This is a genomic window from Streptomyces sp. NPDC093795 (assembly GCF_044764665.1).
Classification (GTDB): domain Bacteria; phylum Actinomycetota; class Actinomycetes; order Streptomycetales; family Streptomycetaceae; genus Streptomyces.
Window position 1 is genome coordinate 531,301 of the sequence record NZ_JBIWIO010000002.1, and the last position, 25,838, is coordinate 557,138.

18 protein-coding genes, 3 tRNA genes and 3 pseudogenes are annotated in these 25,838 nt (G+C 72.4%); 16 read left to right on the plus strand and 8 right to left on the minus strand.

The genetic code is table 11. The features are described 5' to 3' along the window. The first annotated feature begins 11 nt into the window (after window positions 1-11). From ACIRB7_RS07420 to ACIRB7_RS07435, 4 genes and pseudogenes are all read left to right on the plus strand, one after another. On the plus strand, window positions 12-1,745 hold the full coding sequence (locus ACIRB7_RS07420; protein WP_403593641.1) for an ABC transporter ATP-binding protein: 1,734 nt from the start codon (window positions 12-14) through the stop codon (window positions 1,743-1,745). Next, window positions 1,742-3,667, plus strand: coding sequence for an ABC transporter ATP-binding protein (locus ACIRB7_RS07425; protein ID WP_403593643.1), 1,926 nt, complete (start codon window positions 1,742-1,744; stop codon window positions 3,665-3,667). The genes ACIRB7_RS07420 and ACIRB7_RS07425 overlap by 4 nt, the downstream gene beginning before the upstream one ends. Beyond that, window positions 3,664-3,981, plus strand: a pseudogene (gene cutA / locus ACIRB7_RS07430) (divalent-cation tolerance protein CutA); the annotation flags it as partial. The gene ACIRB7_RS07425 and the pseudogene cutA, both read left to right, overlap by 4 nt. Window positions 3,982-4,026: 45 nt before the next feature. Then, window positions 4,027-4,383, plus strand: a pseudogene (locus ACIRB7_RS07435) (gamma-glutamylcyclotransferase family protein); the annotation flags it as partial. Here ACIRB7_RS07435 and ACIRB7_RS07440 read toward each other — a convergent pair. The 3 genes from ACIRB7_RS07440 to ACIRB7_RS07450 all read right to left on the minus strand — a co-directional run bounded on the left by ACIRB7_RS07440 (window position 4,370) and on the right by ACIRB7_RS07450 (window position 8,140). After that, window positions 4,370-6,526, minus strand: a complete 2,157-nt coding sequence (locus ACIRB7_RS07440; protein WP_403593647.1) for a molybdopterin oxidoreductase family protein — start codon at window positions 6,524-6,526, stop codon at window positions 4,370-4,372. The pseudogene ACIRB7_RS07435 and the gene ACIRB7_RS07440 sit on opposite strands and share 14 nt — an antisense overlap. Window positions 6,527-6,666: 140 nt before the next feature. Next, window positions 6,667-7,356, minus strand: coding sequence for a vancomycin high temperature exclusion protein (locus ACIRB7_RS07445; protein ID WP_403593649.1), 690 nt, complete (start codon window positions 7,354-7,356; stop codon window positions 6,667-6,669). Window positions 7,357-7,411: 55 nt separating this feature from the next. Next, window positions 7,412-8,140, minus strand: a complete 729-nt coding sequence (locus ACIRB7_RS07450) for an aquaporin (RefSeq protein WP_403593652.1) — start codon at window positions 8,138-8,140, stop codon at window positions 7,412-7,414. A gap of 75 nt (window positions 8,141-8,215) precedes the next feature. Between ACIRB7_RS07450 and ACIRB7_RS07455 the strand changes: the two genes are divergently transcribed. The 6 genes and pseudogenes from ACIRB7_RS07455 to ACIRB7_RS07480 all read left to right on the plus strand — a co-directional run. Further along, window positions 8,216-8,917, plus strand: a complete 702-nt coding sequence (locus ACIRB7_RS07455) for a hypothetical protein (RefSeq protein ID WP_403593655.1) — start codon at window positions 8,216-8,218, stop codon at window positions 8,915-8,917. A gap of 89 nt (window positions 8,918-9,006) precedes the next feature. Further along, a complete protein-coding gene (locus ACIRB7_RS07460) occupies window positions 9,007-9,951 on the plus strand; it encodes a sirohydrochlorin chelatase (RefSeq protein WP_403593658.1) in 945 nt (314 codons plus the stop codon). A 35-nt stretch (window positions 9,952-9,986) separates the two neighbouring features. Next, a complete protein-coding gene (locus tag ACIRB7_RS07465) occupies window positions 9,987-11,318 on the plus strand; it encodes a deoxyguanosinetriphosphate triphosphohydrolase (RefSeq protein WP_403593661.1) in 1,332 nt (443 codons plus the stop codon). A gap of 119 nt (window positions 11,319-11,437) precedes the next feature. Further along, window positions 11,438-12,700 (plus strand): NAD(P)/FAD-dependent oxidoreductase, encoded by a 1,263-nt coding sequence (locus ACIRB7_RS07470; protein WP_403593663.1) that lies wholly within the window; start codon window positions 11,438-11,440, stop codon window positions 12,698-12,700. Window positions 12,701-12,747: 47 nt separating this feature from the next. Next, window positions 12,748-14,637: a DNA primase gene (dnaG, locus tag ACIRB7_RS07475; RefSeq protein ID WP_403593666.1), complete on the plus strand. Its 1,890-nt coding sequence runs from the start codon at window positions 12,748-12,750 to the stop codon at window positions 14,635-14,637. 150 nt (window positions 14,638-14,787) lie between these two features. Next, window positions 14,788-15,771 (plus strand): annotated as a pseudogene (locus ACIRB7_RS07480) (RNA polymerase sigma factor); the annotation flags it as partial. Here ACIRB7_RS07480 and ACIRB7_RS07485 read toward each other — a convergent pair. The 5 genes from ACIRB7_RS07485 to ACIRB7_RS07505 all read right to left on the minus strand — a co-directional run bounded on the left by ACIRB7_RS07485 (window position 15,768) and on the right by ACIRB7_RS07505 (window position 22,642). Beyond that, window positions 15,768-17,069, minus strand: coding sequence for a TerD family protein (locus ACIRB7_RS07485; RefSeq protein WP_403593669.1), 1,302 nt, complete (start codon window positions 17,067-17,069; stop codon window positions 15,768-15,770). The pseudogene ACIRB7_RS07480 and the gene ACIRB7_RS07485 overlap by 4 nt on opposite strands. A 34-nt stretch (window positions 17,070-17,103) precedes the next feature. After that, window positions 17,104-19,035 carry an ABC transporter ATP-binding protein gene (locus tag ACIRB7_RS07490; protein ID WP_403593672.1) on the minus strand — a complete coding sequence of 644 codons (1,932 nt, stop codon included), beginning with the start codon at window positions 19,033-19,035 and terminating at the stop codon, window positions 17,104-17,106. Further along, complete coding sequence (locus tag ACIRB7_RS07495) at window positions 19,035-20,768, minus strand: ABC transporter ATP-binding protein (RefSeq protein WP_403593675.1); 1,734 nt, start codon at window positions 20,766-20,768, stop codon at window positions 19,035-19,037. The genes ACIRB7_RS07490 and ACIRB7_RS07495 overlap by 1 nt, the downstream gene beginning before the upstream one ends. A 92-nt stretch (window positions 20,769-20,860) precedes the next feature. Further along, window positions 20,861-22,300, minus strand: a complete 1,440-nt coding sequence (locus ACIRB7_RS07500; RefSeq protein ID WP_403593678.1) for an FGGY family carbohydrate kinase — start codon at window positions 22,298-22,300, stop codon at window positions 20,861-20,863. Window positions 22,301-22,330: 30 nt separating this feature from the next. Continuing rightward, a complete protein-coding gene (locus ACIRB7_RS07505) occupies window positions 22,331-22,642 on the minus strand; it encodes a YtxH domain-containing protein (protein WP_403593681.1) in 312 nt (103 codons plus the stop codon). 159 nt (window positions 22,643-22,801) lie between these two features. On the opposite strand from ACIRB7_RS07505, the gene ACIRB7_RS07510 reads away from it, so the two are divergent. The 6 genes from ACIRB7_RS07510 (at window position 22,802) to ACIRB7_RS07535 (ending at window position 25,825) form a co-directional block, all read left to right on the plus strand. After that, window positions 22,802-22,874 (plus strand) — tRNA-Asn (locus ACIRB7_RS07510). Window positions 22,875-22,879: 5 nt separating this feature from the next. Next, window positions 22,880-22,952: transfer RNA gene (locus tag ACIRB7_RS07515), tRNA-Asn, on the plus strand. Between the two features lie 165 nt (window positions 22,953-23,117). Beyond that, window positions 23,118-23,191 (plus strand) — tRNA-Ile (locus tag ACIRB7_RS07520). Window positions 23,192-23,303: 112 nt separating this feature from the next. Next, on the plus strand, window positions 23,304-23,513 hold the full coding sequence (locus ACIRB7_RS07525; protein WP_403593684.1) for a type II toxin-antitoxin system VapB family antitoxin: 210 nt from the start codon (window positions 23,304-23,306) through the stop codon (window positions 23,511-23,513). Then, a complete protein-coding gene (locus ACIRB7_RS07530; RefSeq protein WP_403593687.1) occupies window positions 23,510-23,860 on the plus strand; it encodes a VapC toxin family PIN domain ribonuclease in 351 nt (116 codons plus the stop codon). Before ACIRB7_RS07525 ends, ACIRB7_RS07530 begins: the two co-directional genes overlap by 4 nt. A gap of 330 nt (window positions 23,861-24,190) precedes the next feature. Beyond that, window positions 24,191-25,825, plus strand: coding sequence for a phytoene desaturase family protein (locus ACIRB7_RS07535; protein ID WP_403593690.1), 1,635 nt, complete (start codon window positions 24,191-24,193; stop codon window positions 25,823-25,825). The last annotated feature ends 13 nt before the right edge of the window (window positions 25,826-25,838 follow it).

Here is a 25,838-nt window from a genome sequence, read left to right on the forward strand (position 1 = left end):
GGCCTGTCGCCATGCTGATGCGTCTCCTCGTCCCCCGCCTCAGGCCCTACCGGGCCCTCCTCGTCCTCCTCGTCGCCCTCCAGCTCGTCCAGACCCTGGCCTCCCTCGCCCTGCCCACCCTCAACGCCGGCGTCATCGACCAGGGCGTCCTGCGCGGGGACACCGGCCGTGTCCTCGGCGGCGGCGCCGCGATGATCGCCGTCACCCTCCTCCAGGCGGCGGCCGCGGCCGCCGCCACCTACACCGGCGCCCGGATCGCCATGGGCGTCGCCCGTGACCTGCGCTCCGAGGTCTTCCGCCGGGTCCAGGACTTCTCCGCACGGGAGCGGGGCCGCTTCGGCGCCGCCTCCCTCATCACCCGTACCACCAACGACGTCCAGCAGGTCCAGACGTTCGCCGTCCTCGTCCTGACCATGCTGGTCGCCGCGCCGCTCCTCTGCTTCGGCGGCATCGCCATGGCCCTGCGCCAGGACGTGCCCCTCGCCCTGGTCCTGCTCCTCTTCGTGCCGGTGATGGCCGGGGCCGTCGGCGCCGTCGTCCTGCGCATGCGGCCCCTGTTCCGCGGCATGCAGGAGCGCATCGACGGCGCCAACCGGGTACTGCGCGAGCAGATCACCGGTGTCCGGGTGGTCCGCGCCTTCGTCCGCGACCGGCACGAGCGGGAACGGTTCGCCGCAGCCAACGACGAACTCCTCTCCGTCGGCCTCCGGGCCGGCCGGCTCCAGGCGCTCATGTTCCCCACGGTCCTCATCGTCTGGCAGCTGACGACCGTCGCCCTCGTGTACGTCGGCGCCCACCGCATCGACGCCGGCGCCCTCCAGCCGGGCGGGCTCTTCGCCTTCCTCGGCTACCTCCTCCAGACCTCGATGTCCGTGATGATGGTCCTCTTCCTGCTCATGCACATGCCCCGGGCCGAGGCGGGCGCGGAGCGCGTCGGCGAGATCCTGGCGACCGAGTCCAGCGTGGTGCCGCCGACCGACCCGGTGCGCACGCTCGACCGGCGGGGACATCTGGAGGTCAAGGGCGCCGACTTCCGCTACCCCGGCGCCGAGGAGTCCGTCCTCAAGGACGTGGGACTCGTCGCCCGGCCCGGTGAGACCACCGCGATCATCGGCTCCACCGGCAGCGGCAAGTCCACCCTCCTCGGACTCGTGCCCCGGCTCTTCGACGCCACCGGCGGCGAGGTCCTCGTCGACGGCGTCGACGTCCGCAGACTCGACCCCGAGCTGATGGCGAAGACCGTCGGACTCGTCCCCCAGAAGCCGTACCTCTTCTCCGGGACCGTCGCCACCAACCTCCGATACGGCAAGCCCGACGCGACCGACGAGGAACTCTGGCACGCCCTCGAAGTCGCCCAGGCCGCCGACTTCGTACGCAACCTCGACGACGGGCTCGACGCGCCCGTCTCCCAGGGCGGCACCAACTTCTCCGGCGGCCAGCGCCAGCGGCTCGCCATCGCCCGGGTCCTCGTCGCCCGCCCCCGCCTCTACCTCTTCGACGACTCCTTCTCCGCCCTCGACCCCCGCACGGACGCCCGGCTCCGCGCCGCCCTGCGGGAGGAGACGGCCGACTCGACCGTCGTCATCGTCGCCCAGCGAGTCTCCACCATCCGGGACGCCGACCGGATCGTCGTCCTCGACCGGGGCCGCAGCGTCGGCACCGGCACCCACACGTCCCTCATGGGGGACAACGCCACCTACCGGGAGATCGTCCTCTCCCAGCTCACCGAGGAGGAAGCCGCATGAGCACCGCCACGGCGAGCCACACGGAGGAACCACCCACCGACCCGGCCCGCACCACCTCCACCACTCCTGCGCGCACCACCCCCACCGCCCCCGCCCGCACCGGCCCCGCCACCCCCCAGCGCGGCCCCGGCCTCCCCACCCCCGCCCTCGAACGCTCCCTCTCCTTCCGCTCCTCCGGCCTCCGCCTCCTCCGCACCCTCGCCCCCGACCGGGCCCGCCTCTTCGCCGTCCTCGCCGCCGGCGCCGCGGCCGTCTCCCTCTCCGTCCTCGGCCCGCTCCTCCTCGGCCGCGCCACCGACCTCGTCGTCACCGGCGCCACCGGCCCCGCCGGGGTCGACTTCGCGGCCGTCGGCCGGATCCTCGCCCTCTCCGTCGTGGTCGTCGCCGGCTCGTCCCTCCTCACCTGGGTCCAGCTGCGGATCGCCACCACCGTCGTCCAGCGGGCCGGACACCGGCTGCGGGAGCGGACCCAGCACAAGCTGGCGAAGCTGCCCCTGACCTACCTCGACAAGCAGCCGCGCGGCGAGGTCCTCTCCCGCACCACCAACGACATCGACAACATCGTCCAGACCCTCCAACAGGCCTTCAGCCAGATGACGCGCGCCCTGCTCTCCCTCATCGGCGTCCTCGCGATGATGTTCTGGATCTCCCCGCTGCTCGCGCTCGTCGCCCTCGCCACCGTGCCCGTCTCGGTCGCCGTCGCCGCCTTCGTCGGGCGGCGCGCCCAGCCGCAGTTCGTGAAGCAGTGGGCGGTCACCGGCCGGCTCGGCAGCCACGTCGAGGAGATGATCACCGGCCACACCGAGGTCGTCGCCTTCGGGCGCCGCGCCGAGGCCGTCCGCCGCTTCGACGAGCTGGGCGAGGAGCTGTACCGGGCGAGCTTCCGCGCCCAGTTCGTGTCCGGGTTCATCCAGCCCGCGCTGACCCTCGTCGGCAACCTGAACTACGTCGCCATCGCCGTGGTCGGCGGCCTCCGCGTGGCGAGCGGCACCCTCTCCGTCGGCGACGTGCAGGCCTTCATCCAGTACTCGTACGACTTCAACGGCCCCATCACCCAGGTCGCCGCCATGGCCAACCTCCTCCAGTCCGGGGTCGCCTCCGCCGAGCGGGTCTTCGACCTCCTCGACGCCGAGGAGGAGTCCCCGGAGCCGAAGGACCCGCAGCGCCCCGCCGAACTCCGCGGCCGGGTCTCCTTCGAGAAGGTCGCCTTCCGCTACGAGGACGGCAAGCCGCTCATCGAGGACCTGTCGCTCACCGTCGAGCCCGGCAGGACCGTCGCCATCGTCGGCCCCACCGGCGCCGGCAAGACGACCCTGGTCAACCTGCTCCTGCGGTTCCACGAGGTCACCGGCGGCCGGATCACCCTCGACGGCGTCGACACGGCCGCGATGACCCGGGAGGAACTGCGCTCCGGCACCGGCATGGTCCTCCAGGACACCTGGCTCTTCGGCGGCACCATCGCCGACAACATCGCCTACGGGGTGCCCGGCGAGGTCTCCAGGGAGCGGATCGTGGAGGCGGCGCGGGCCGCGCACGCCGACCGGTTCGTCCGGACCCTGCCCGCCGGGTACGACACGGTCCTCGACGAGGACGGCGGCGGCCTCAGCGTCGGCGAGAAGCAGCTGATCACCCTCGCCCGCGCCTTCCTGTCCGACCCGGTGATCCTCGTCCTCGACGAGGCCACCAGCTCCGTCGACACCCGCACCGAGCTCCTCGTGCAGCAGGCGATGTCCTCCCTGCGCGCCGGACGGACCAGCTTCGTCGTCGCCCACCGGCTCTCCACGATCCGGGACGCCGACACGATCCTGGTCATGGAGAGCGGCTCGATCGCCGAACAGGGCACCCACGAGGAGCTGCTCGCCGCCGACGGGGCGTACGCCCGACTGCACGCGGCCCAGTTCGCCCTTACGGTGGAGACGTGATCGTCACCGTCACCACCACCACCGACGCGCGCGCCAAGGCCGATGCCCTGGCGCGCGGCGCCGTCGAGGCCCGGCTCGCCGCCTGCGCGCAGATCGTCGGGCCCGTCACCTCCGTCTACCATTGGCGGGGCGCGATCGAGACCGCCGAGGAGTGGCAGGTGGTGCTCAAGACCACCGAGGCCCGCTACCCGGCCCTCGAGGCGCACCTCCTCGCCGCCCACGACTACGGGACGCCCGAGATCCTCGCCACCCGGGTCAACCGGGTCAGCGAGGACTACGCCCGCTGGGTCGAACGGGAGACCGCCGCGGCCGCGATGATCGAGACCCCGGCGCCCGACGAGCGGCCGTTCTTCGTGTACGGGACGCTGCGCCCGGGCGCGTACAACCACGACCGGTTCCTCGCCGGCCGGATCGGTACCGAGGCGGACGCCGTGCTGCACGGCGCGGTCCTGTACGACGGGCCGGGCTATCCGTACGTCGTCCCCGCGGACGGGGGCCGGGTCGTCGGCACCCTGCTCACGCCCGCGCCCGGCGCCTACGGCGAACTGTTCGGCCTGCTCGACCGCCTGGAGCTGCCCGTCGGGTACGAGCGGGTGGCGATGGACGTCGTACGGGTACGGGACGGGACGCGGGTGTCCGCCTGGGTGTTCCTGGCGGCGCCGGACGCGCCCCTCGGCCCGGTCATCGAGAGCGGCGACTGGTTCAACCGGCCGTAGCCGCCGCGGTCTCAGCGGGCTCGGTGTTCGCCGCGTTCTCAGCGGTCTCCGCGCGTTCCAGACGCACCGCGCACACCTTGAACTCCGGCATCCGGGAGACCGGGTCGAGCGCCGGGTTCACCAGTGTGTTGGCCCGGCCCTCACCCGCCCAGTGGAACGGCATGAAGACGGTGTCGGGCCGGATGGCCGTGGTGATCCGGGCCGGGGCGACGGCCCGCCCGCGCCGCGAGACCACCGCGAGCCGCTCGCCCTCGGAGACGCCGAGCCGCTCGGCGAGCCGGGGGTGGAGCTCCACGAAGGGGCCGGGCGCCGCCGCGTTCAGCTCGGGGACCCGCCGGGTCTGCGCGCCCGACTGGTACTGGGACACGACCCGGCCGGTGGTGAGGACGACCGGGTACTCGGCGTCCGTCTCCTCGGCCGCCGCCCGGTGCACCACCGGCACGAACCGGGCCCGCCCGTCGGGGGTCGCGAACCGGTCGAGGAAGAGCCGAGGGGTGCCCGCGTGGTCGGTCTCGCCCGTGCCGGTCTCCGGGCAGGGCCAGAAGACGCCCTGCTCCTCCTCGATCCGGCGGTAGCTGATGCCCGAGTAGTCGGCGGGGCCGCCGGCCGAGGCGCGCCGCAGCTCGTCGAAGACCTCCTCGGGCTCGGCGGAGAAACCCTTCTCCCAGCCGAGGAGCCCGGCCAGCGCGTGCAGCACCTCCAGGTCGCTGCGTACCCCGGCGGGCGGGGTGAGGGCGCGACGGCGGAGCAGGACCCGCCCCTCCAGGTTGGTCATGGTGCCGGTCTCCTCCGCCCACTGGGTGACGGGCAGGACGACGTCGGCGAGCGCGGCGGTCTCGGAGAGCACGACGTCGGCGACGGCGAGGAAGTCGAGCGACCGCAGCCGCCCCTCGATGTGTGCGGCGCGCGGCGCGGAGACCACCGGGTTGGATCCCATGAGGAGCAGCGCCTTCACGTCGCCGCCGAGCGCGTCGAGGAGTTCGTACGCGCTCCGCCCGGGACCGGGCAGCGACTCGGGCGGCACGCCCCACACGCCGGCCACGTGCGCGCGTGCGGCGGGGTCGTCGAGCTTGCGGTAGCCGGGCAGCTGGTCGGCCTTCTGGCCGTGCTCGCGGCCGCCCTGGCCGTTGCCCTGGCCGGTGAGGCAGCCGTAGCCGCTCAGCGGCCGGCCCGCCTTGCCCGTGGCCAGGCAGAGGTTGATCCAGGCGCCGACGGTGTCGGTGCCCTTGGACTGCTGCTCGGGTCCGCGCGCGGTGAGGACCATGCCGGTGGGCGCGTCGGAGAACATCGCGACGGCCTCCCGGAGCTGCGGCAGCGACACGCCGGTGATCCGCTCGACCTGCTCGGGCCAGTGGGACATGGCCCCGGCGCGGGCGGCCTCCCAGCCGGTGGTGCGCGTGGCGACGAACTCCTCGTCGACGCGCCCCTCGGCCACCACGAGGTGCAGCATGCCGAGGGCGAGCGCGAGGTCGGTGCCGGGGCGCGGTGCGAGGTGCAGGTCGGCCTGTTCGGCGGTCCGGGTGCGGCGCGGGTCGATGACGATCAGCTTGCCGCCGTTCTCCTTCAGCTCCGTGAGGTAGCGAAGGGCGGGCGGCATGGTCTCGGCGAGGTTGGAGCCGACGAGGATCACGCATCCCGTCTTCGGGATGTCCTCCAGGGGGAAGGGCAGCCCCCGGTCGAGTCCGAAGGCCCTGCCGTGCGCGGCGGCGGCCGACGACATGCAGAAGCGGCCGTTGTAGTCGATCTGCGAGGTGCCGAGGACGAGCCGGGCGAACTTCCCGAGGGTGTACGCCTTCTCGTTGGTGAGACCGCCGCCGCCGAAGACCCCCACGGCGTCGGAGCCGTGGTCGGCGCGGGTCCGGCGCAGCCCGTCGGCGACGGCGGCGAGTGCCTCCTCCCAGGACGCGGGTGCCAGGGCCCCCGTGTCAGGGCATCGGACCAGGGGCTCGGTGAGCCGGACCCGGGAGGAGAGTACGGAGGGGGCGGTGCGGCCCTTGCCGCAGAGCGCGCCCCGGTTGACGGGGAAGTCGGTCCGGTCGACCACCTCGGCGGGCAGCTCCGGGGTGCCGGTGGGGCGGAGCGACATGCCGCACTGCAGGGCGCAGTAGGGGCAGTGGGTGGGAACGGCGGTGACCTCGGACATGCGGCAAGCGTGCGTCAGGCGTGTTACGCGGGGCGGCGCCGCGTATTACGGGCGCGGTGCTCTCCGCTCAGCTCACGGCCGGTCGGAAGGTGAGGCCGGACGTGGCGGTCACCCGGGTCCGGGCGGGGCCGGAGCGTCGGTCACCCCTGGTCCCGGGGCGAGGCCAGCGCCTCGGTGACGCCCTGCTCCTCCGGTCCGAGGAAGTGCGGGTCGGGGCGCAGACCGGCGTCGAGGGCGGCCTTGCCCGCCGCGAACAGCTCCCGGGTGGTGCCGTAGTACCAGGTGCGGTCGTGGGGTTCGGGGACCCCGACGCCGTACGCGTCGACGCCCGCGCGCCCGCACAGCGCGACGGCCCGCTTGATGTGGAAGTTCTGGGTGACGAGCACGGCCCGGTCGACCCCGAAGACCTTCCGGGCCCGGACGCAGGAGTCCCAGGTGTCGAAACCCGCGTAGTCGCTGACGATCCGGCCCTCGGGCACCCCGCGGGCGGTGAGGTACGCGCGCATGGCGCTGGGTTCGTCGTACGCGGTCCTGCTGTTGTCGCCGGTGACGAGGAGGACCCGGACCTTGCCCGTCCGGTACAGCTCGGCGGCCGTGTCGAGCCGGTGCGCGAGGTACGGGGTGGGCTGCCCGTTCCACAGTCCGGCGCCGAAGACGACGGCGACGTCCCGGGCGGGCACGTCGGCGGTGGTACGGAGCTTCCCGGCGGCGGCGGTGTGCATCCAGGTGACGGGGGTGAGCGCGAGGACGGCGCCCAGCATCACGGCCTGGACGGTACGGCGGCGGGCCCGGGTGGTGCGGGGGACCGACCGGGTGAGCCATGCCGGCATGCGGGAACCTCCGTGGGTGGCGGGTCGGGTGGCGGTGTGTCACCCGACCTGGTCGTCACCCCGTCCGACGCGGTTCGGCGGGATTCGGTTCGCCGGCGCCCCGGTCTGTTCCGTACAACACACCGGCCAGGACCATGCCGAGCAGCATGCCGAGCAGCTGGGCGGCGGCGAAGGCGGGCACCGAGGCGGGGGCGATCCCGGTGAAGGAGTCGGAGAAGGCGCGGCCGACGGTCGCGGCCGGGTTGGCGAAGGAGCCGGAGGAGGTGAACCAGATCGCGGCGGCGATGTAGCCGGCGACGGCGACCGGGGCGAGCGCCGGGCGGCCGATGTGGCGCAGGCCCTGGACGACGAGGACGAGCCCGGCGGTGGCGACGGCCTCGCCGAGCAGCAGGTGCGGCGCCGCCCGCGACTCGGTGGCCCAGGTGCCGGGCGCCCGCCCGAACATCGCCTCGGCGAGCAGGGCCCCCGCGACGGCCCCGGCGAGCTGGGCGCCGATGTAGGCGAGGGCCTCACGCCCTCCGCGCTCGAGGCGCGGGCGCCGGGACCACCACTCCGTCAGCGTCACGACGGGGTTGAAGTGGGCCCCGGAGAGCGGCCCGATGAGGGCGATGAGCAGCCCGAGGCCGAGGGCGGAGGCGGTGGCGTTGGCGAGCAGCCGGACGCCGATGTCCTGGCTCAGGGAGTCGGCGCGGATGCCGGAGCCGACGATCACGGCGACGAGGGCGCCGGTCCCGATGAACTCGGCGGCGACGCGCCGGGGGAGTGCGGGCGGGGACATTCTCATAGTGGAAAAGATATTCCGTGATTCGGAAGGAAAAAAGAGGGGAGGGGAAGCTGGGAGGACCCGTACGATCCGCGCATGATCATCGATGCCGTCCTCGCGGACGCGGTCCGCAACAACGCCGAGTGGTGCCAGGCCATGTGCGCCGCCCACGGGCACCCCGGCACCTTCGGTCCCCGCGCCTGGACCAGCGCCCGCCGCACCCCGCTCTACTACCCGGACGCGGTGACGCTCACCGAGGACGCCGACACGAAGGACGTCCTGACCGGCATCGACCGGACCACCCCCGGCGCCTCCGTCAAGGACAGCCACGCCCGCCTCGACCTCGCGGCCGAGGGCTTCCGGCTCCTCTTCGAGGCGCGGTGGATCCACCGGCCCGCCGACCTGCCCCGCCCCCCGGCCCCGGCCGGCTGGCGCCCCGTCCGCACCCCGGAGGAGCTTGCCGCCTGGGCCCTCGCATGGAGCGACGGAGACGCCGACGAGGCGGCGCTCTTCCGCCCCGAACTCCTCGCCGACCGGGCGACGACGATCGTCGGGGGATACGCGGCCGACGGCCGGGTCCTCGGCGGCGCCGTCCTGAGCGAGGCCGCCGGGGTCACCGGCGTCTCCAACCTCTTCACCACCGGCGACGAGGACCCCTCCCATGCCTGGGCGGCCACCCTCGCCGCCGTGCCCGACGGCCGCCCCGTCGTCGGCTACGAGACGGGCGACGCCCTCACCGCCGCCTGCGCGGCGGGCTTCGGGGAACTGGGCCCCCTCCGGGTCTGGCTCGACGCCTGACACCGCCGCCGGGGTCGCGGTGAGGCCACGGAAAACAGTCGTGACCCCCGCGCAACGGGCAGGCAACGTGCGCGCGGCAGGATCGGCGCATGACGGAGCCGGACAGCACGTTCGACAGCGCCGCCGAACTGCTCGGAAGGATCACCGAGCAGCTCGGGACCCAGCTCGGCCACGTGCGTCCGTACGGCCGTCACCCCCGGAAGTACGAGGAGGAGGTACGCCCACCCATGAACACCCCCGCCCTCGTCACCCCGCCCGCCACCGGCCCGGACGTCGCCCTGCCCGCGCCCGACGGCCCCGCCCCCACCCTCGTCGCCGTCGGTCACGGCAGCCGGGACCCCCGCGCCCGCGCCACCCTGGAGCGGCTGCTCGACCGCGTCCGTGAGCTGCGCCCCGGGCTCGACGTGCGGCTCGCCCACATCGAGCTGAACGCCCCGCTCCTCGACGCCACCCTCGCCGGGCTCGCCGCCGAAGGCCGGGACGCCGTACTCGTACCCCTGCTGTTCGCCCCCGGCCACCACGTCACCCACGACCTGCCCGCCGCCGTCGCCGCCGAGCCCACCCTCCGCGCCCGCGTCGCCGAGCCCCTCGGCGCGCACCCGCTGCTCGTCGAGGCCCTCGCCGACCGCCTCGCCCAGGCCGGCTGGGCCCCCGAGGACGGCACCTCCCCCAGTACCGGCGTCGTCCTCGCCTCCGCCGGATCCCGCGACCCCCGCTCGGGCGCCGAGATCCGCCGTATCGCCACCCTCCTCAGCGAGCGGCTCGGCGGCGCCCCCGTCGTCAGCGCCTACGCCTCCGCCGCCGCGCCCACCGTCCCCGAGGCCGTCCGCCACCTCGCCGCCCGGGGCCGCCACCGGGTCGCCGTCGCCTCCTGCTTCACCGCCCCCGGCCTCTTCGCCACCCGCGCCACCGCCGACGCCCCCTGGATAGCCGCCGCCCCCCTCGGCGCCCACCCGGCCCTCGCCCGGCTCGTCCTCCACCGCTACGACCGGGTCCGCACGACCCTCCCCATGAGGGAACTCGCCGCCGTCTGAGTCCTTCTGTCGGCCCCTCCGGTTACCGTCGAGGGATGGAAGGCATCGAAGGCAACGACGGCATCAGCGACCTCACCGACACCCCCGGCTACGACTCCGCCGCGACCGAGCGCTGGGCCGCCGAGCCCGACAAACGCCCCGGACGCACCGCCTTCCAGCGCGACCGCGCCCGCGTGCTGCACTCCGCCGCGCTCCGCAGGCTCGCCGGCAAGACCCAGGTCGTCACCCCCGGCACCCGCGGCCACGCCTGGGACGCCAGCCCCCGCACCCGGCTCACCCACTCCCTGGAGTGCGCCCAGGTCGGCCGCGAGCTCGGCGCCGCCCTCGGCTGCGACCCCGACCTCGTCGAGGCCGCCTGCCTCTCCCACGACATGGGCCACCCGCCGTTCGGGCACAACGGCGAGCAGGCGCTCAACGACGTCGCCAAGGACTGCGGCGGCTTCGAGGGGAACGCCCAGTCGCTCCGCCTCCTCACCCGCATCGAACCCAAGCGATTCGTGAAGTCCACGGACAAGGACGGCGACGGCGAGCTCGTCAGCGTCGGACTCAACCTCACCCGGGCCACCCTCGACGCCGCCACCAAGTACCCCTGGGCGCGCGGCGACCACCCCGAGGACCCCGGCTCGTCCAAGTTCGGCGCCTACGAGGACGACCTGCCGGTCTTCGCCTGGATCCGGCAGGGCGCCCCCGCCGACCGCAAGTGCTTCGAGGCCCAGGTCATGGACTGGTCCGACGACGTGGCCTACTCGGTGCACGACTTCGAGGACGGCCTGCACGCCGGGCACATCGACCCCAACCTCCTGCTCGCCGAGCCCGAGCGCGCCGACATCTTCTCGGTCGCCGTCGGCCGCTACGTACCCGAGGACACCGACCCGCAGGAGCTCGCCGACGCCCTCGACCGGCTCGTCGACCAGGAGTGGTGGCCGCACGGCTACGACGGCTCGGCCGTCGCGCAGTCCCGCCTCAAGGACGCCACCAGCCAGCTCATCGGCCGCTTCTGCCTCGCCGCGGAGGGCGCCACACGCCAGGCGTACGGATCGGGCCGCCTCACCCGCTACGGCGCCGAGCTCGTCGTCCCCCGCGAGGCCCGCAACGAATGCGCCGTCCTCAAGGCCGTCGCCGACCGGTACGTGATGCAGCGCCCCCAGCAGGAGGCCCTCCGCGCCGACCAGCGCGTCGTCGTCGCCGAACTCGCCGAGGCCCTCGTCGCCCGCGCCCCCGACGGCCTCGAACCGCAGTTCCGGTCCCTGTTCGACGCCGCACGCGACGACCGGGCCCGCAAGCGCGTCATCGTCGACCAGATCGCCTCCCTCACCGACGCCTCCGCCCGCGCCCTCCACGCCCACCTCCGCCCCCACCACGCCTGAGGGCCCTCTTCCGCCGTACCCCTCCGTGCGGGACGCTCGCATGCACCCCCCGGGGCGGTACGGCCGGACGAACGCCCGGGGGCGTAGGTTGGAATCGGTCGCAACGAGGAGGAAACGACGTGGTCGACGCGGATCAGACCTTTGTCATCGTCGGAGGGGGCCTGGCCGGAGCCAAGGCGGCGGAGACACTCCGCTCCGAGGGATTCAACGGCCGGGTGATCCTCATCGGCGACGAGCGCGACCACCCCTACGAGCGCCCACCCCTCTCCAAGGGCTACCTCACGGGCGCCAAGGAACGCGACGGCGCCTTCGTCCATGACCCCGCCTGGTACGCGGCGAACGACATCGAGCTCCACCTCGGGCAGCCCGTCACCACCGTCGACCGCGAGAACCGCACCGTCCGCCTCGGCGACAACACCGTCATCCGCTACGACAAGCTGCTCCTCGCCACCGGCTCCGAGCCGCGCCGCCTCGACGTCCCCGGCACCGAACTCGCCGGCGTCCACCACCTGCGCCGGCTCGCCCACGCCGACCGGCTCCGCCAGGTCCTCGCCGGCCTCGGCCGGGACAACGGCCACCTGGTGATCGCGGGCGCCGGCTGGATCGGCCTCGAAGTCGCCGCCGCCGCCCGCGGCTACGGCGCCGAGGTCACCGTCGTCGAATCCGACCCCACCCCGCTCCACCGGGTCCTCGGCCCCGAGCTCGGCCAGCTCTTCGCCGACCTCCACACCGACCACGGCGTCCGCTTCCACTTCGGCGCCCGGCTCACCGAGATCGTCGGCCAGGACGGCATGGTCCTCGCCGTCCGCACAGACGACGGCGAGGAGCACCCGGCGCACGCCGTGCTCGCCGCGATCGGCGCCGCCCCCCGCACCGCCCTCGCCGAGAACTCCGGGCTCGCCCTCGTCGACCGCGCCGACGGAGGCGGCGTCGCCGTCGACGAGTCGCTGCGCACCTCCGACCCCGACATCTACGCCGCCGGGGACGTGGCCGCCGCCCACCACCCGCTGCTCCACACCCGGCTCCGCGTCGAGCACTGGGCCAACGCCCTCAACGGCGGACCGGCCGCCGCCCGCGCCATGCTCGGGCAGCTCGTCTCCTACGACCGCGTCCCCTACTTCTTCTCCGACCAGTACGACCTGGGCATGGAGTACTCCGGCTGGGCGCCCCCGGGCACGTACGACCAGGTCGTGGTCCGCGGCGACACCGGCAAGCGCGAGTTCATCGCCTTCTGGCTCAAGGACGGCCGCGTCCTCGCCGGGATGAACGTGAACGTGTGGGACGTCACAGACCCGATCCAGCGGCTCATCCGCTCCCGGGCGGCCGTGCACCCCGACGCCCTCGCCGATCCCTCCGTACCCCTGGAGACCCTGATCCCGTAGGGCCCGACACCGCAGGGGACCCCCTCGCACCCCCGTACACTTCAGGCGTGGCAGGCAGGATCAACGATGACGACGTGAAGGCGGTCCGGGACGCGGTCCCGATCGACGCCGTCGTGTCCGAATACCTCCAGCTCCGCAACGCGGGCGGCGGCAACCTCAAGGGCCTCTGCCCCTTCCACGACGAGAAGTCGCCCTCCTTCCAGGTCAGCCCCAGCAAGGGACTCTTCCACTGCTTCGGCTGCCAGGAGGGCGGCGACACCATCGCCTTCGTGATGAAGATCGACCACCTCTCCTTCTCGGAGACGGTCGAGCGCCTCGCCGCCAAGGCGGGCATCACCCTGCGGTACGAGGAAGGCGGCTACAACCCCGGCCACCAGCGCGGCGAACGCATCCGCCTGGTCGAGGCGCACAAGGCCGCCGCCCAGTTCTACATCGAGCAACTCGACTCGCCCGAGGCCGAGATCGGCCGGAAGTTCCTCGCCGAGCGCGGCTTCGACCAGGCCGCCGCCGCCCACTTCGGCGTCGGCTACTCCCCGGCCGGCTGGGACCACCTCACCCGCTATCTGCGCGGCAAGGGCTTCTCCGACAAGGAACTGACCCTCTCCGGCCTCTCCCAGGACGGCCGCCGCGGCCCCATCGACCGCTTCCGCGGCCGCCTCATGTGGCCGATCAGGGACGTCGGCGGCGAGATCGTCGGCTTCGGCGCCCGCAAGCTCCGCGACGACGACAACGGGCCCAAGTACCTCAACACCCCCGAGACCCCGATCTACAAGAAGTCCCAGGTGCTCTACGGCATCGACCTGGCCAAGAAGGACATCGCCAAGGTCAGCCGGGCCGTCGTCGTCGAGGGCTACACCGACGTCATGGCCTGCCACCTCGCCGGGGTCACCACCGCCATCGCCACCTGCGGCACCGCCTTCGGCGGCGACCACATCAAGATCCTCCGCCGTCTCCTCATGGACAACGGCTCGGCCCGCGTCATCTTCACCTTCGACGGCGACGCCGCAGGCCAGAAGGCCGCCCTGCGCGCCTTCGAGGACGACCAGAAGTTCGCCGCCGAGACGTACATCGCCATCGCCCCCGACGGCATGGACCCGTGCGATCTGCGCCTTGCGAAGGGTGACGAGGCGGTCAAGGAGCTGGCTCAGCCCCGCACCCCGCTGTTCGAGTTCGCCCTCCGCCAGATCGTGAAGCGGTACGACCTGGAGACCCCGGCCGGCCGGGCCGCCGCCCTCGACGAGGCCGCCCCCGTCGTCGCCCGCATCAAGAACATCGGCGCCCAGCACGAGGTCGCCGTGCAGCTCGCCGGCATGCTCGGCATCCTCGACACCCAGTTCGTCGTCAAGCGGGTCGCCCAGCTCGCCCGCTGGGCCCGCGACCGCGGCGGCAAGGGCCCCGCGCAGCAGAACCCCCAGCGCGGTTACGACACCCCCGCCCCGGCCACGACCCCCTCGGGGCCCGCGTTGAACCTGCGCAGCCCCGCCCACCGCACCGAGCGCGAACTCCTCAAGCTCGCCCTCCAGCGGCCCGAACTCGTCTCCCCGGCCTTCGACGCCTACGGGGCCGACGAGTTCACCGCCCCGCCGTACGCGGCCGTCCGCCAGTGCGTCCAGGACGCGGGCGGCGCCACCGGAGCCCCCTCCGACTACCTCGCCACCGTCCGCGAGGCCGCGCCCAACGACACCGTCCGCGCCCTCGTCACCGAACTCGCCGTCGAGACGATCTTCGCCAAGACCGTCGACGAGGCCTACGCCGGCGACCAGCTCGTCACCGTCCGGCTCCGCGCCGTCGACCGCCGCATCCGCGACGTCCAGGGCACCCTCGCCCGGCTCGGCGCGAACGGCGACCCGGAGCAGCTCGCGGCCGTCCAGAACGAACTGTGGGTCCTCACCCAGTACGGGCAGTCCCTGAGGAACAACGGCGCCGCCGCGCTCTGACGTACGTTCCGTCACGCCCCGGTCTCAAAAAGTCACCGCACGCCCCTCGTGGCCGCGATGTGTCGTACCCCACACTGGGGGACGGTGTCGTTCCGTCCCGCCTGGAGGTCGCCCGTCGTGCAGACCGAGACCCGGACCGTGTCGCAGGAGCCGTCCCCCGGCGAACCGGACGAGCCACCGGAGGCCCCGCCCAAGGGGCGCCGCTCCGACCCCGGCGGGAACGGGCCCTCCTCCGACCTCTTCCGCCAGTACCTCCGCGAGATCGGCCGCATCCCGCTGCTCACCGCCGAGGAGGAGGTCGACCTCGCCCGCCGCGTCGAGGCCGGGCTCTTCGCCGAGGAGAAACTCGCCGGCACCCCGGACCTGGACTCCCGGCTCGCGGGCGACCTGGACCGGCTCGTCGTCCTCGGCCGCATCGCCAAGCGCAAGCTGATCGAGGCCAACCTCCGCCTCGTCGTCTCCGTCGCCAAACGGTACGTGGGCCGCGGCCTCACCATGCTCGACCTCGTCCAGGAGGGGAACCTCGGCCTCATCCGGGCCGTCGAGAAGTTCGACTACGCGCGCGGCTACAAGTTCTCCACGTACGCCACCTGGTGGATCCGCCAGGCGATGTCCCGGGCCCTCGCCGACCAGGCCCGGACCATCCGCGTCCCCGTACACGTCGTCGAACTCATCAACCGGGTCATCCGCGTCCAGCGCCGCATGCTCCAGGAACGCGGCTGCGAACCCACCGCCGAAGAGGTCGCCGCCCAGCTCGACCTGGCCCCCGAGAGGGTCGGCGAGGTCCTCCGCCTCGCCCAGGAACCGGTCTCCCTCCACGCCCCCGTCGGCGAGGAGGACGACGTCGCCCTGGGCGACCTCATCGAGGACGGCGACGCCGCCTCACCCGTCGAGTCCGCGGCCTTCCTCCTCCTGCGCCGCCACCTGGAGGACGTCCTCTCGACCCTCGGCGAACGCGAACGCAAGGTCGTCCAGCTCCGCTACGGCCTCGACGACGGCAGACCCCGCACGCTGGAGGAAATAGGACGCATCTTCGGCGTGACCCGCGAACGCATCCGCCAGATCGAGTCCAAGACCCTCTCCAAACTGCGGGACCACGCCTACGCGGACCAGCTGCGCGGCTATCTGGACTAGAAGCCCAGCTCGCGGACGGTGAGGGACCAGGGGCCCTCGGCCGTCAGGAGTAGCAGCGCGGGGCCCTCCGGGATCGGGACGGTCTGCAGGATCTGGCCGCTCGTGTTCAGGGCCAGCGTGCGCCCCACGTGGGTCAGTTCCACCTGGCCGGTGACCTCGTGGACCCACAGGGAGACGCAGCCGCCACCGCCCGGGGAGCCCTTGAAGTCCACCCGGAGGTCGGCCGCTCCGCCCATGTAGAGCAGGGCCTCCTCGCCGTACCCCAGCAGCGTCCCCTCCAGCCTGCGGGCCGCGGCGACGGGCTTCACCCGCGCGACCCAGTCGTTGTCGCCTTCGAGCCGCAGGCGCAGCGGCCGGTCCTCGGGGGCCGGGGTGACCGTGCTGCCCCGGTAGTCCGGGATGGTGGTGCTGAAGAGGGAGATCCCGTCCTTGTTCCGCTTGTCGAGCGGGACGACGGCGAAATACCCGCCGCCCTGGTGCGCGACCTCGACGAGGACGGGACCGGCGGGGACGCGGGCGTCCGTGGTGATGACGTCGCTGCCGGTTCCTGTCACGACGAACGGCTCGAAGACCGGGCCGAACTCCCAGCCCTCCAGGAGCCGGTACTCCCGCTCGGCCGGCGGGAAGACCGACGGGTCCGGTGCGACCGGTTCACCCACGGCGCCCGCCCCGCCCCGCGTTGCCTGAGGGCCTCCTGGGGTGGGCGGGGCGTGCATCGGTACCTTCACCACACCGGTCAGCGGGACGGGACCGTTGGCAGGAGCCGCGGCCGGGGGAGTGGCCGCCGCTTCCGCGACCGGCTTCTCCATCGCGCCGGGGAACGCCTTCTTCATCGGAGCCGCGACCGGCTCCTCCTCGGCGACCTCGACCCCGTACGCCGTGACGAGCTCCGCCAGCCCGGAGGCGTACCCCTTTCCGATCCCGGTGAACTTCCAGCCGCCCGACTCGCGGAAGAACTCACCGAACACGACGGCGTTCGCGTCGTCCGGATGCGCTATCAGCCATGCGACGACCACCGCCCTGTCCGGGGCCATCGCCGCCAGCGAGCCGGTGATCGCCGGACCGGCGATCACGATGCGCTCGACCTCCGCCTCCACCTCGTGCAGCGCGAGGACCAGCGACCCGTTCTTGTGCCGCACCGCGCCGGAAGGATGTACGGGCTGCCCCGCGAAGACCATGTCCGCGTCTCCGCGGACCCGGCCGTCCGCGCCGAGCAGCAGCGCCGCTATGTCCGCGTTTCCGATGCCGACCAACAGGGTGACCGAAGGCACCCAGGAACTCTCGCTTCTGTGACCCATGCCGCACATCATGCGGCACGGGTCACACGCGAGGTCAGTCGACCTCGGCCACGGCCTGCGCGAACTGCGCCGCGTACAGCCGGGCATACGCTCCGCCCGACGCCAACAGCTCCTCGTGCGTGCCCTGTTCGACGATCGAACCGTTCTCCATCACCAGGATCACGTCCGCGTCCCGGATCGTGGAGAGCCGGTGCGCGATCACGAACGACGTACGCCCGTGGGCCAGTCGGGCCATCGCCTTCTGGATCAGGACCTCGGTGCGGGTGTCGACCGAGCTGGTGGCCTCGTCGAGGACGAGGATCACCGGGTCGGACAGGAACGCCCGCGCGATGGTGATCAGCTGCTTCTCGCCCGCGCTGACCCCCGCCCCGTCGTCGTCGATGACCGTGTCGTACCCCTCGGGCAGGGTGCGGACGAACCGGTCGGCGTGCGCGGCCCGCGCCGCCTCCTCGATCTCCGCCCGGGTCACCTCGCGGGTCGCGCCGTACGCGATGTTCTCCGCGATGGTGCCGCCGAACAGCCAGGTGTCCTGGAGGACCATGCCGATCCCGGCCCGCAGGTCCTCCCGGGACATCTTCGCGATGTCCGCCCCGTCCAGGGTGATCCGGCCGCCCGTCACCTCGTAGAACCGCATGAGCAGGTTCACCAGGGTCGTCTTGCCGGCGCCGGTGGGGCCGACGATCGCGACCGTCTGGCCCGGCTCCACCGAGAGCGACAGGTCCTCGATGAGCGGCTTCTCCGTCTCGTAACGGAAGGAGACGCCCTCCAGGGCCACCTTGCCCTTGAGGTCCGCGGGGGTCTCGCTCTCGCTCTTCGGGGCGTCCGGCTCCTGCTCCCCGGCGTCGAGCAGCTCGAAGATCCGCTCGGCCGACGCCACGCCCGACTGCACCAGGTTCGCCATCGACGCGACCTGCGTCAGCGGCATGGAGAACTGCCGGGAGTACTGGATGAAGGCCTGCACGTCACCGATGGACAGCGTGCCGCTGGCCACCCGCAGACCGCCGACCACGGCCACCAGGACGTAGTTGATGTTCGAGATGAAGAACATCACCGGCTGCATCACACCGCTGTTGAACTGCGCCTTGAACCCGGCCTCGTAGAGGGCGTCGTTCTGCTCGCGGAAGTCCGCGGCGGACTCCGCCTGCCGTCCGAAGACCTTCACCAGGGTGTGCCCGCTGTACATCTCCTCCACGTGCGCGTTGAGCGCGCCCGTGGACTTCCACTGCTGGACGAAGTGCGGCTGCGAGCGCTTGCCGATCCTGGCCGCGACGAAGACCGAGACCGGCACCGTCACGAGCGCCACCAGGGCGAGCAGCGGCGAGATCCAGAACATCATCGCCAGCACGCCGACGATCGTGAGCAGTGAGTTGATCAGCTGCCCCATGGACTGCTGGAGCGTCTGCGAGATGTTGTCGATGTCGTTGGTCGCCCGGGACAGCACCTCGCCGCGCTTCGCCTTGTCGAAGTACGACAGGGGAAGCCGCGCCAGCTTCGTCTGGACGTCCTCCCGCATCCGGTAGACCGTCCGGTTGATCACCTTGATCGACATGCGGGTGGAGACCAGCATCAGCAGGCCCGCCGCCACGTAGATGCCGAGGACCATGAGCAGCACCTCGCCGACGGCGGAGAAGTCGATCCCACGCCCCGGCGTGAAGTCGACCCCGGTCAGCATGTCCGCCATGCCGGAGTCGCCCGCGGCGCGCAGTCGCGCGATCGCCTCCGCCTTCGTCCCGCCCTCGATCTGGTTCCCGATCACGCCCGCGAAGACGAGGTCGGTCGCCTTGCCGAGGATCTTCGGGCCGACCACGGAGGCCGCCACCGACAGCACACCGGCGATCAGCATCACCCAGAGCGCGCCACGCTCGGGCGCCAGCTGCTTGAGCAGCCGCTTCCCCGAGCCCTTGAAGTCCATCGACCGCTGGTCGGGGCCGCCACCGGCCATCATGCGTCCGCCAGGACCGGCCATCAGGCTGCCTCCGCCTCGGTGAGCTGGGAGAGGACGATCTCCCGGTACGTCTCGTTGTCCGCCATCAGCTCCCGGTGCCGTCCGGTGCCGACGACCCGGCCCTCGTCGAGGACGACGATCCGGTCGGCGTCCCGGATGGTGGAGACCCGCTGGGCGACGATCACGACGGTCGAGTCCGCCGTCTCCCGGGCCAGCGCGGCCCGGAGCAGGGCGTCCGTCTCGTAGTCGAGCGCGGAGAACGAGTCGTCGAAGAGATAGATCTCCGGCCGCTGCACCAGCGTCCGCGCGATGGCGAGCCGCTGCCGCTGCCCGCCGGAGACATTGGTGCCGCCCTGTGCGATGGGGGCGTTGAGCCCGGCCTCCAGCTTCCGTACGAAGTCGGCGGCCTGGGCGACTTCGAGGGCGTGCCAGAGTTCCTCGTCGGTGGCGTCGGGCTTGCCGTATCGGAGGTTGGTGGCGACGGTCCCGGAGAAGAGGTACGGCTTCTGGGGGACGAGTCCGACGGTCTTCGCCATCAGCTCCGGATCGAGCTTCCGTACGTCGACGCCGTCGACGAGGACCTCGCCGCCGGTGGCGTCGAAGAGCCGGGGCACGAGTCCGAGGAGGGTGGACTTGCCGCTGCCGGTGGAGCCGATGATCGCGGTGGTCTCACCGGGCCGGGCGACGAGCCCCACGTTCCTGAGGACGGACTCCTCCGCACCCGGATACCGGAAGTCGGCGCCCTTGACCTCCAGATGTCCCCGCCGGTCGAGCGTGCGCACCGGGTCGGTCGGCGGCACCACGCTGGACTCGGTCGCCAGGACCTCCTGGACGCGCTCCGCGCAGACCTCGGCCCGCGGCACCATCATGAACATGAAGGTGGCCATCATGACCGCCATCACGATCTGCATCAGATAGGCGAGGAACGCGGTCAGCGCACCGATCTGCATCCCGCCGCTGTCGATGCGGTGCGCGCCGAACCAGACGACGGCCACGCTGGAGATGTTCACGACCGTCATCACCACCGGGAACATCAGCGCCATCAGCCGGCCGGTCGCCATCGACACGTCGGTCAGCTCGGCGTTCGCCCCACGGAACCGCTCCTCCTCGTACGAGTCCTTCACGAACGCCCGGATCACCCGGTTGCCGGTGATCTGCTCGCGCAGCACCCGGTTCACCGTGTCGAGCCGCTCCTGCATCGTCCGGAAGAGCGGCCGCATCCTCCGCACGATCAGCGAGACGGAGATCCCGAGGATCGGCACCACGGCGAGCAGCACACCCGAGAGCGGCACGTCCTGGCCGAGGGCCATCACGATGCCGCCGACACACATGATGGGCGCGGAGACCATCAGGGTGAACGCCATCAGGACCAGCATCTGGATCTGCTGCACGTCATTGGTCGTACGGGTGATCAGCGAGGGCGCGCCGAAGTGCCCCAGCTCCCGCGCGGAGAAGGACTGCACCCGGTCGAAGACCGCGCCGCGCACGTCCCGGCCCAGGGCCGACGCCGTCCGGGCACCGTAGAACACGGCGCCGATGTTGCAGACGACCTGGACGACGGAGATGCCGACCATCAGGGCGCCGAACTGCAGGATGTATCCGGTGTCCCCCTCGACGACACCGTTGTCGATGATGTCCGCGTTCAGGGTCGGCAGGTAGAGGCTCGCGCAGGTCTGGAGGAACTGCAGCAGCACGAGCAGCGCGATGGGTTTTCGATAGGGCCTGAGATGGGTTCGGAGAAGTCTTATGAGCACGGCTCCTACTATCGCCCCAGCCCCCGGGACCTGACGACTAGGTTTGAGGGGCGTGGCGAGCTCCGGCAAGGACTTCCGCGAGGGCCGGGGACCTACGAGGCGAACGATCCCGGGTGGATCTGCTCCCGCGTCGCCACGTACTGCTGCCGCACCGCCCGGCCCGCCGACAGGTCCTCGCCCGGCTCCAGGATCTGCGCCACGGCGCCCTGCCAGGCCGGGGGAGTGGAGGGGGACAGCGTGCCCCGGGCCACCCCGAGGGCCCAGGCGGCCTGCCGGGCCGCACCGAGCGCCGCGTAATCGGCCGGCTGGGGGACGACGACCTGCGCGCCGAACAGCGCGGGGGCGAGCGCCTGCGCGGCCGGAAGCGCGGCCGCCGCGCCGAGCAGGAAGACCCGCCGTACCTCGACGCCCCGGCCGCGCAGCACGTCCATGGCGTCGGTGAGCGCGCAGAGCATTCCCTCGAACGCGGCCCGCGCCAGGTGCTCGGGCTTCATCGACTCGCGCCGCAGCCCGCTGAGCGTGCCCGCGGAGTGCGGCAGGCTCGGGGTCCGCTCGCCCTCCAGATAGGGCAGCAGGACGAGCCCGGAGGCACCGGGCGTCGACTTCAGCGCGAGCGCCGACAACTCCTCCAGCGATTCCACGCCCAGCATCTCGGCGGTGCCGCGCAGGGCCCGTACCGCGTTGGAGGTGTGGACGACGGGCAGGTGCATGCCGGTGGCGTCGGCGAAGGAGGTGATCATGCCGCTGGGGTCGGCGAGCGCCTCGTGGTGGACGGCCATCACGGAACCGGAGGCGCCGAGCGAGACCACGGCGTCGCCGGGGCCGAGGCCGAGGCCGAGCGCGGCGGCCATCGTCTCGCCCGTACCGGCGGAGATGAGCAGCCCCTCGGGCGTGGTGCCGGCCGCCTCGGCGGGCCCGAGGACCTCGGGCAGCACGGCCTGGTGGCCGAGGGCCAGCTCGACGAGGTCGGGGCGGTACGCGCCGGTGCGGGCCGACCAGTAGCCGGTGGCGGAGGCGGCGCCGCGGTCGGTGGTGCGCCGGGCCGGGCGGCCGAGGAGCTGCCAGACCAGCCAGTCGTGCGGCTGGAGGACCATCGAGATCCGCCGGGCGTGCTCGGGCTCGGTACGGGCCAGCCAGCGCAGCTTGGCGACGGGCTGCCCGGCGCCGGGCACGGAGCCGACGGCCTCGGCCCAGGCCTGGCGCCCGCCGAGCGACTCCACGAGATCGGCGGCGGCCACCTGCGCCCGCTTGTCGTTGCGGACGAGCGCGGGCCGCACCAGGCCGCCCTGCGCGTCGAGCGGTACGAGCCCGTGCTGCTGCGCGGACACGCCGATGGCCTGCACGCCCTCCAGGAGGCCGCCGGTCGCGGCCTCCCCGAGGGAGAGCAGCCAGGTCTGCGGGTCGACGTCGACGGCCTTGGGTTCGCCCGGATGAGGGGCGTATCCCTGCCGCAGTACGGCACCCGTGTCCGTGTCACAGACGACGATGCGTGTGAACTCAGCTGAGCTGTCGAGTCCGGCGACTATCCCCATGACACTTGATTCTGCCGCACGCGGGGCGGTTCAGGTGTTACTGGTGCCCCACTCGTCCTCCTCGACCTTCCCGTTTCCCATGCTCCGCTCGCGCAGCGCGTGGACCCGGTCGGTCACGGAGGACGGCAGTCGGTCGCCCACCTTGTCCCCGACCACGTGCATGGCCTTCCCCGCGACCTGCCGCCCGGTCTGGGCGGCGGACTCGGCGGCGTTGCGCACGGCCGGATTCTGGGCGACCCGCTTGGTGGACTTCCTCAACTGCTCGTAGCGCTCGCGACCCGCACGCGTGCCGACCACGTAACCGAGGGCGAGTCCCATGACGAACGTCAGCTTGTATCGCATGGCCATCACCTTCCCTGGAGAGCTTCACTGATGCATCGCTGGTGCCCACGGCGATACCGATTGGCGGAGCACCCCCCTGCTTGCGCTAATGTATGTGTCGCAGCGAGCAACCGCCCGCCCGGAGCATCCGGAGTGGGTACGTTCGGTGCAACGCAGCAATCCCCTGTAGCTCAATTGGCAGAGCAGCCGGCTGTTAACCGGCAGGTTACTGGTTCGAGTCCAGTCGGGGGAGCGCGATCCCCTGTAGCTCAATTGGCAGAGCATTCGGCTGTTAACCGGAGGGTTGCTGGTTCGAGTCCAGCCGGGGGAGCGGAACGGAAGAGGACCCTTCGGGGTCCTCTTTCGCGTCTCCGGGAACCATGCGGAGCGCGCCGCGGTCTTCATGGTCAGCAGAGCCGATCTTCCGGAGCAGGAGATCGTATGAGCGGCTATGCTGCGGCAGACGGCGCGCACACATGTACGCGCCTCACCGATCGGGGCGGTAGCTCAGCCGGTTAGAGCAGCGGACTCATAATCCGTCGGCCGTGGGTTCGAGTCCCACCCGCCCCACGGTCAGCCCGTGCCCGCAGGAAGGTTTTGCCTGCGGGGGCGGGCTTTTTCGTACCTCACGGTGCACCCGTGCCGACCTGGCCTTTCGTAGCGACACGCCGACATCACCCGGATGGCTCACGTGCTGGCCGAGGCGATGCGGCTGATGGGCGTCTCGACGAAGAAGGAGACCGTCAACGGGGCGCTGCGGGACTACATGGCGCGCGTCAAGCGGCTGGAGGCCGCCGAGAAGCTGGCCGCGCGGGGTGAGCGGGGCGAGTTCGAGGCTGCGGCTGCGGCGCATGCCGCTGCCAAGCGTGCCCGGCGGGCAGCCTTCGAGTGATCACGTACCTCCTCGACACGTCCGCCCTGTGGCACCTCTTTCGTAAGCCGGGGGCGTTGCGGCCCTGGGAAGGGCACATCGCCGCCGGCGTGTTCCACATCTGCGAGCCCACGAGGGTGGAGTTCCTCTACTCGGCCATGAGCCCGGCCCACCGTGACGAGCTGGCCGAAGAGCTGGATGACCTCTGCCGCACCCAGCGCGGACAGCGCCGCCCCGCCGGAGCCATCGATCTCCTGGTGCGCGCGACAGTGGTCCATCACGGCCACACAGTGCTCCACGGGGACAACGACTTCGCCACGGTGGCGGCAGTCCTCAAGGGAGTGCCGCAGCGAGACGTACGCGCCTGACGCTTCGCCGGAGTGGATCAGGCGCAGGCCGATGCCGCGCTCCGCTTCGCGGAAGTGGACCAGCCCTCGGAAGTGCTGCTGCATGGTGGCCGGACACGGGTGAGGGCCCGGCATCGAAAGCCGCCCGATCGGATGATCCGGGCCCGCACAGGGGCGTCAACTCCCTTTCAGCTCCTTCCAGGTGACGGCTGACGGGAGGCCGTAACCCCGGCTCCGGCGGGGCGTTCCACCGGGTGTCGCCTTCCTGTCACCCCTTTGGAGCAGCGCCTTGAGCATCCTCGCCACCAGGGCAGCGGCCCCGGGCACCGTTTCCGAAACCGGAGACGCTCGGTGACGCGCGGTGTGCTGGTGGGACGGCCGCTGGCGAGGGGCCGGGTCGCGGACGCGTACGACGCGGTGGTGATCGGGTCCGGGGCCGGCGGGCTGACGACGGCGGTCTGCCTGGCCCGGCAGGGACGTCGGGTGGCGGTGTTCGAGCAGCATTACACGGCAGGCGGCTACACCCACGCCTACCGGCGGCACGGCTGGGAGTGGGACGTCGGCATCCACTACGTCGGCCAGCTGGCGCAGCGCGAGCCGGTCCGGGTGGTGTCGGACTACCTGACCGGCGGCGCTCTGCAATGGGCCTCGCTCGGAGACCCGTACGACGAGTACCGGCTGGCGGGCGAGGTACACCGGGCGCCTGTCGGCTTCACCGCCTACCGGGCCGGTCTGATCGCGCGTTTCCCCAACGAACGGGCAGGGATCGAGGCACTGTTCCGGCTGGTCGGGCGGTGCCGGGCGACGCTTCCCGTGCTCGCGCTGGGACGCCTGTCGGGCCCGGTGGTACGGCGGCTGGCCCGCCTGCTGCGGGCGGCGGCCGTCCCGGCCGAGGCGCTGCGGCCGGCCCGGGAAGTGGTGGCGGGGCTGGTTCGGGACGAGCGGCTGCGGCAGGCGGTGCTCACCCCGAGCGCGCTGCTGCTGGCCGACTCCACCACCAAGCTGCCGTTCTTCCTCCTCGCTGTGCTGTTCGAGCACTTCCGCACCGGTGCCTGGTACCCGGTGGGCGGCAGCGCCGCCATCGCCCGCGCGATGCTCGCCCCGATCCGTACCGCCGGCGGAGAGGTCTTCGTACGGGCGCCGGTCGCCCGGATCGAGCTGGACGGGGCGCGGGCGACGGGTGTGACGCTGGCGGACGGCACCCGTGTGCGCGCCCCGGTAGTGGTCAGCGCGGCGGGCGCCCACCACACCTACCGCACTCTGCTGCCCCGCCCACCTGTCGGCGGCACCGACCGCCTGGAGGGCATGCGGCGTGGATTCCCGTTCGTGATCCTCTTCGTCGGCCTCGACGGCGACCCGGAGGAACTGGGACTGCCGCGGCACAACCTGATGGTCACCGACGGCGACTGCGACGCCTTCTTCGACGGCACCGGCGGACGCACCAGTGGCCACTTCCTCTCCTTCTCCTGTGCCAAGGACCCGACCTGGACCGCACGGCACCCCGGCCGGTCGACCGGCGAGATCCTCACCTACGTCCACCCGGACCTGTTCAAGCCCTTCCACGGCTCGCGTTGGCGCCATCGGGACCCGGCCTACCTCGCTCTGAAAGCCGAGCTCACCGCACAGCTCCTCGACCAGCTCCACCGCCAACTGCCTCGTACCAAGGGTCGAGTGGCCTATCACGAACTCGGCACCCCTCTGACAGCCGAGCACTTCACCGGCTGGCCCGGCGGCAGCCTCTACGGGCTCGCCAAAGACACTGCCGCCTTCGGCGACGGCCGCCACCCCGGCCTCGCGGACTGGCTGCGCCCGCGCACCGGGGTCAAGGGTCTCTACCTCTCGGGCCAGGACTGCCTGGCGGGCGGCTTCCTCGGCGCGCTCACCGGCGGCCTCCTCGCGGCGCACGAAGCCCTCGACCCGGTCAGCCGCACCCGCCTGTGGACAGGACTCCTCAAACACGGCATCCGACCGCCCAAGCCCCAGTAGCAGCCACACCACC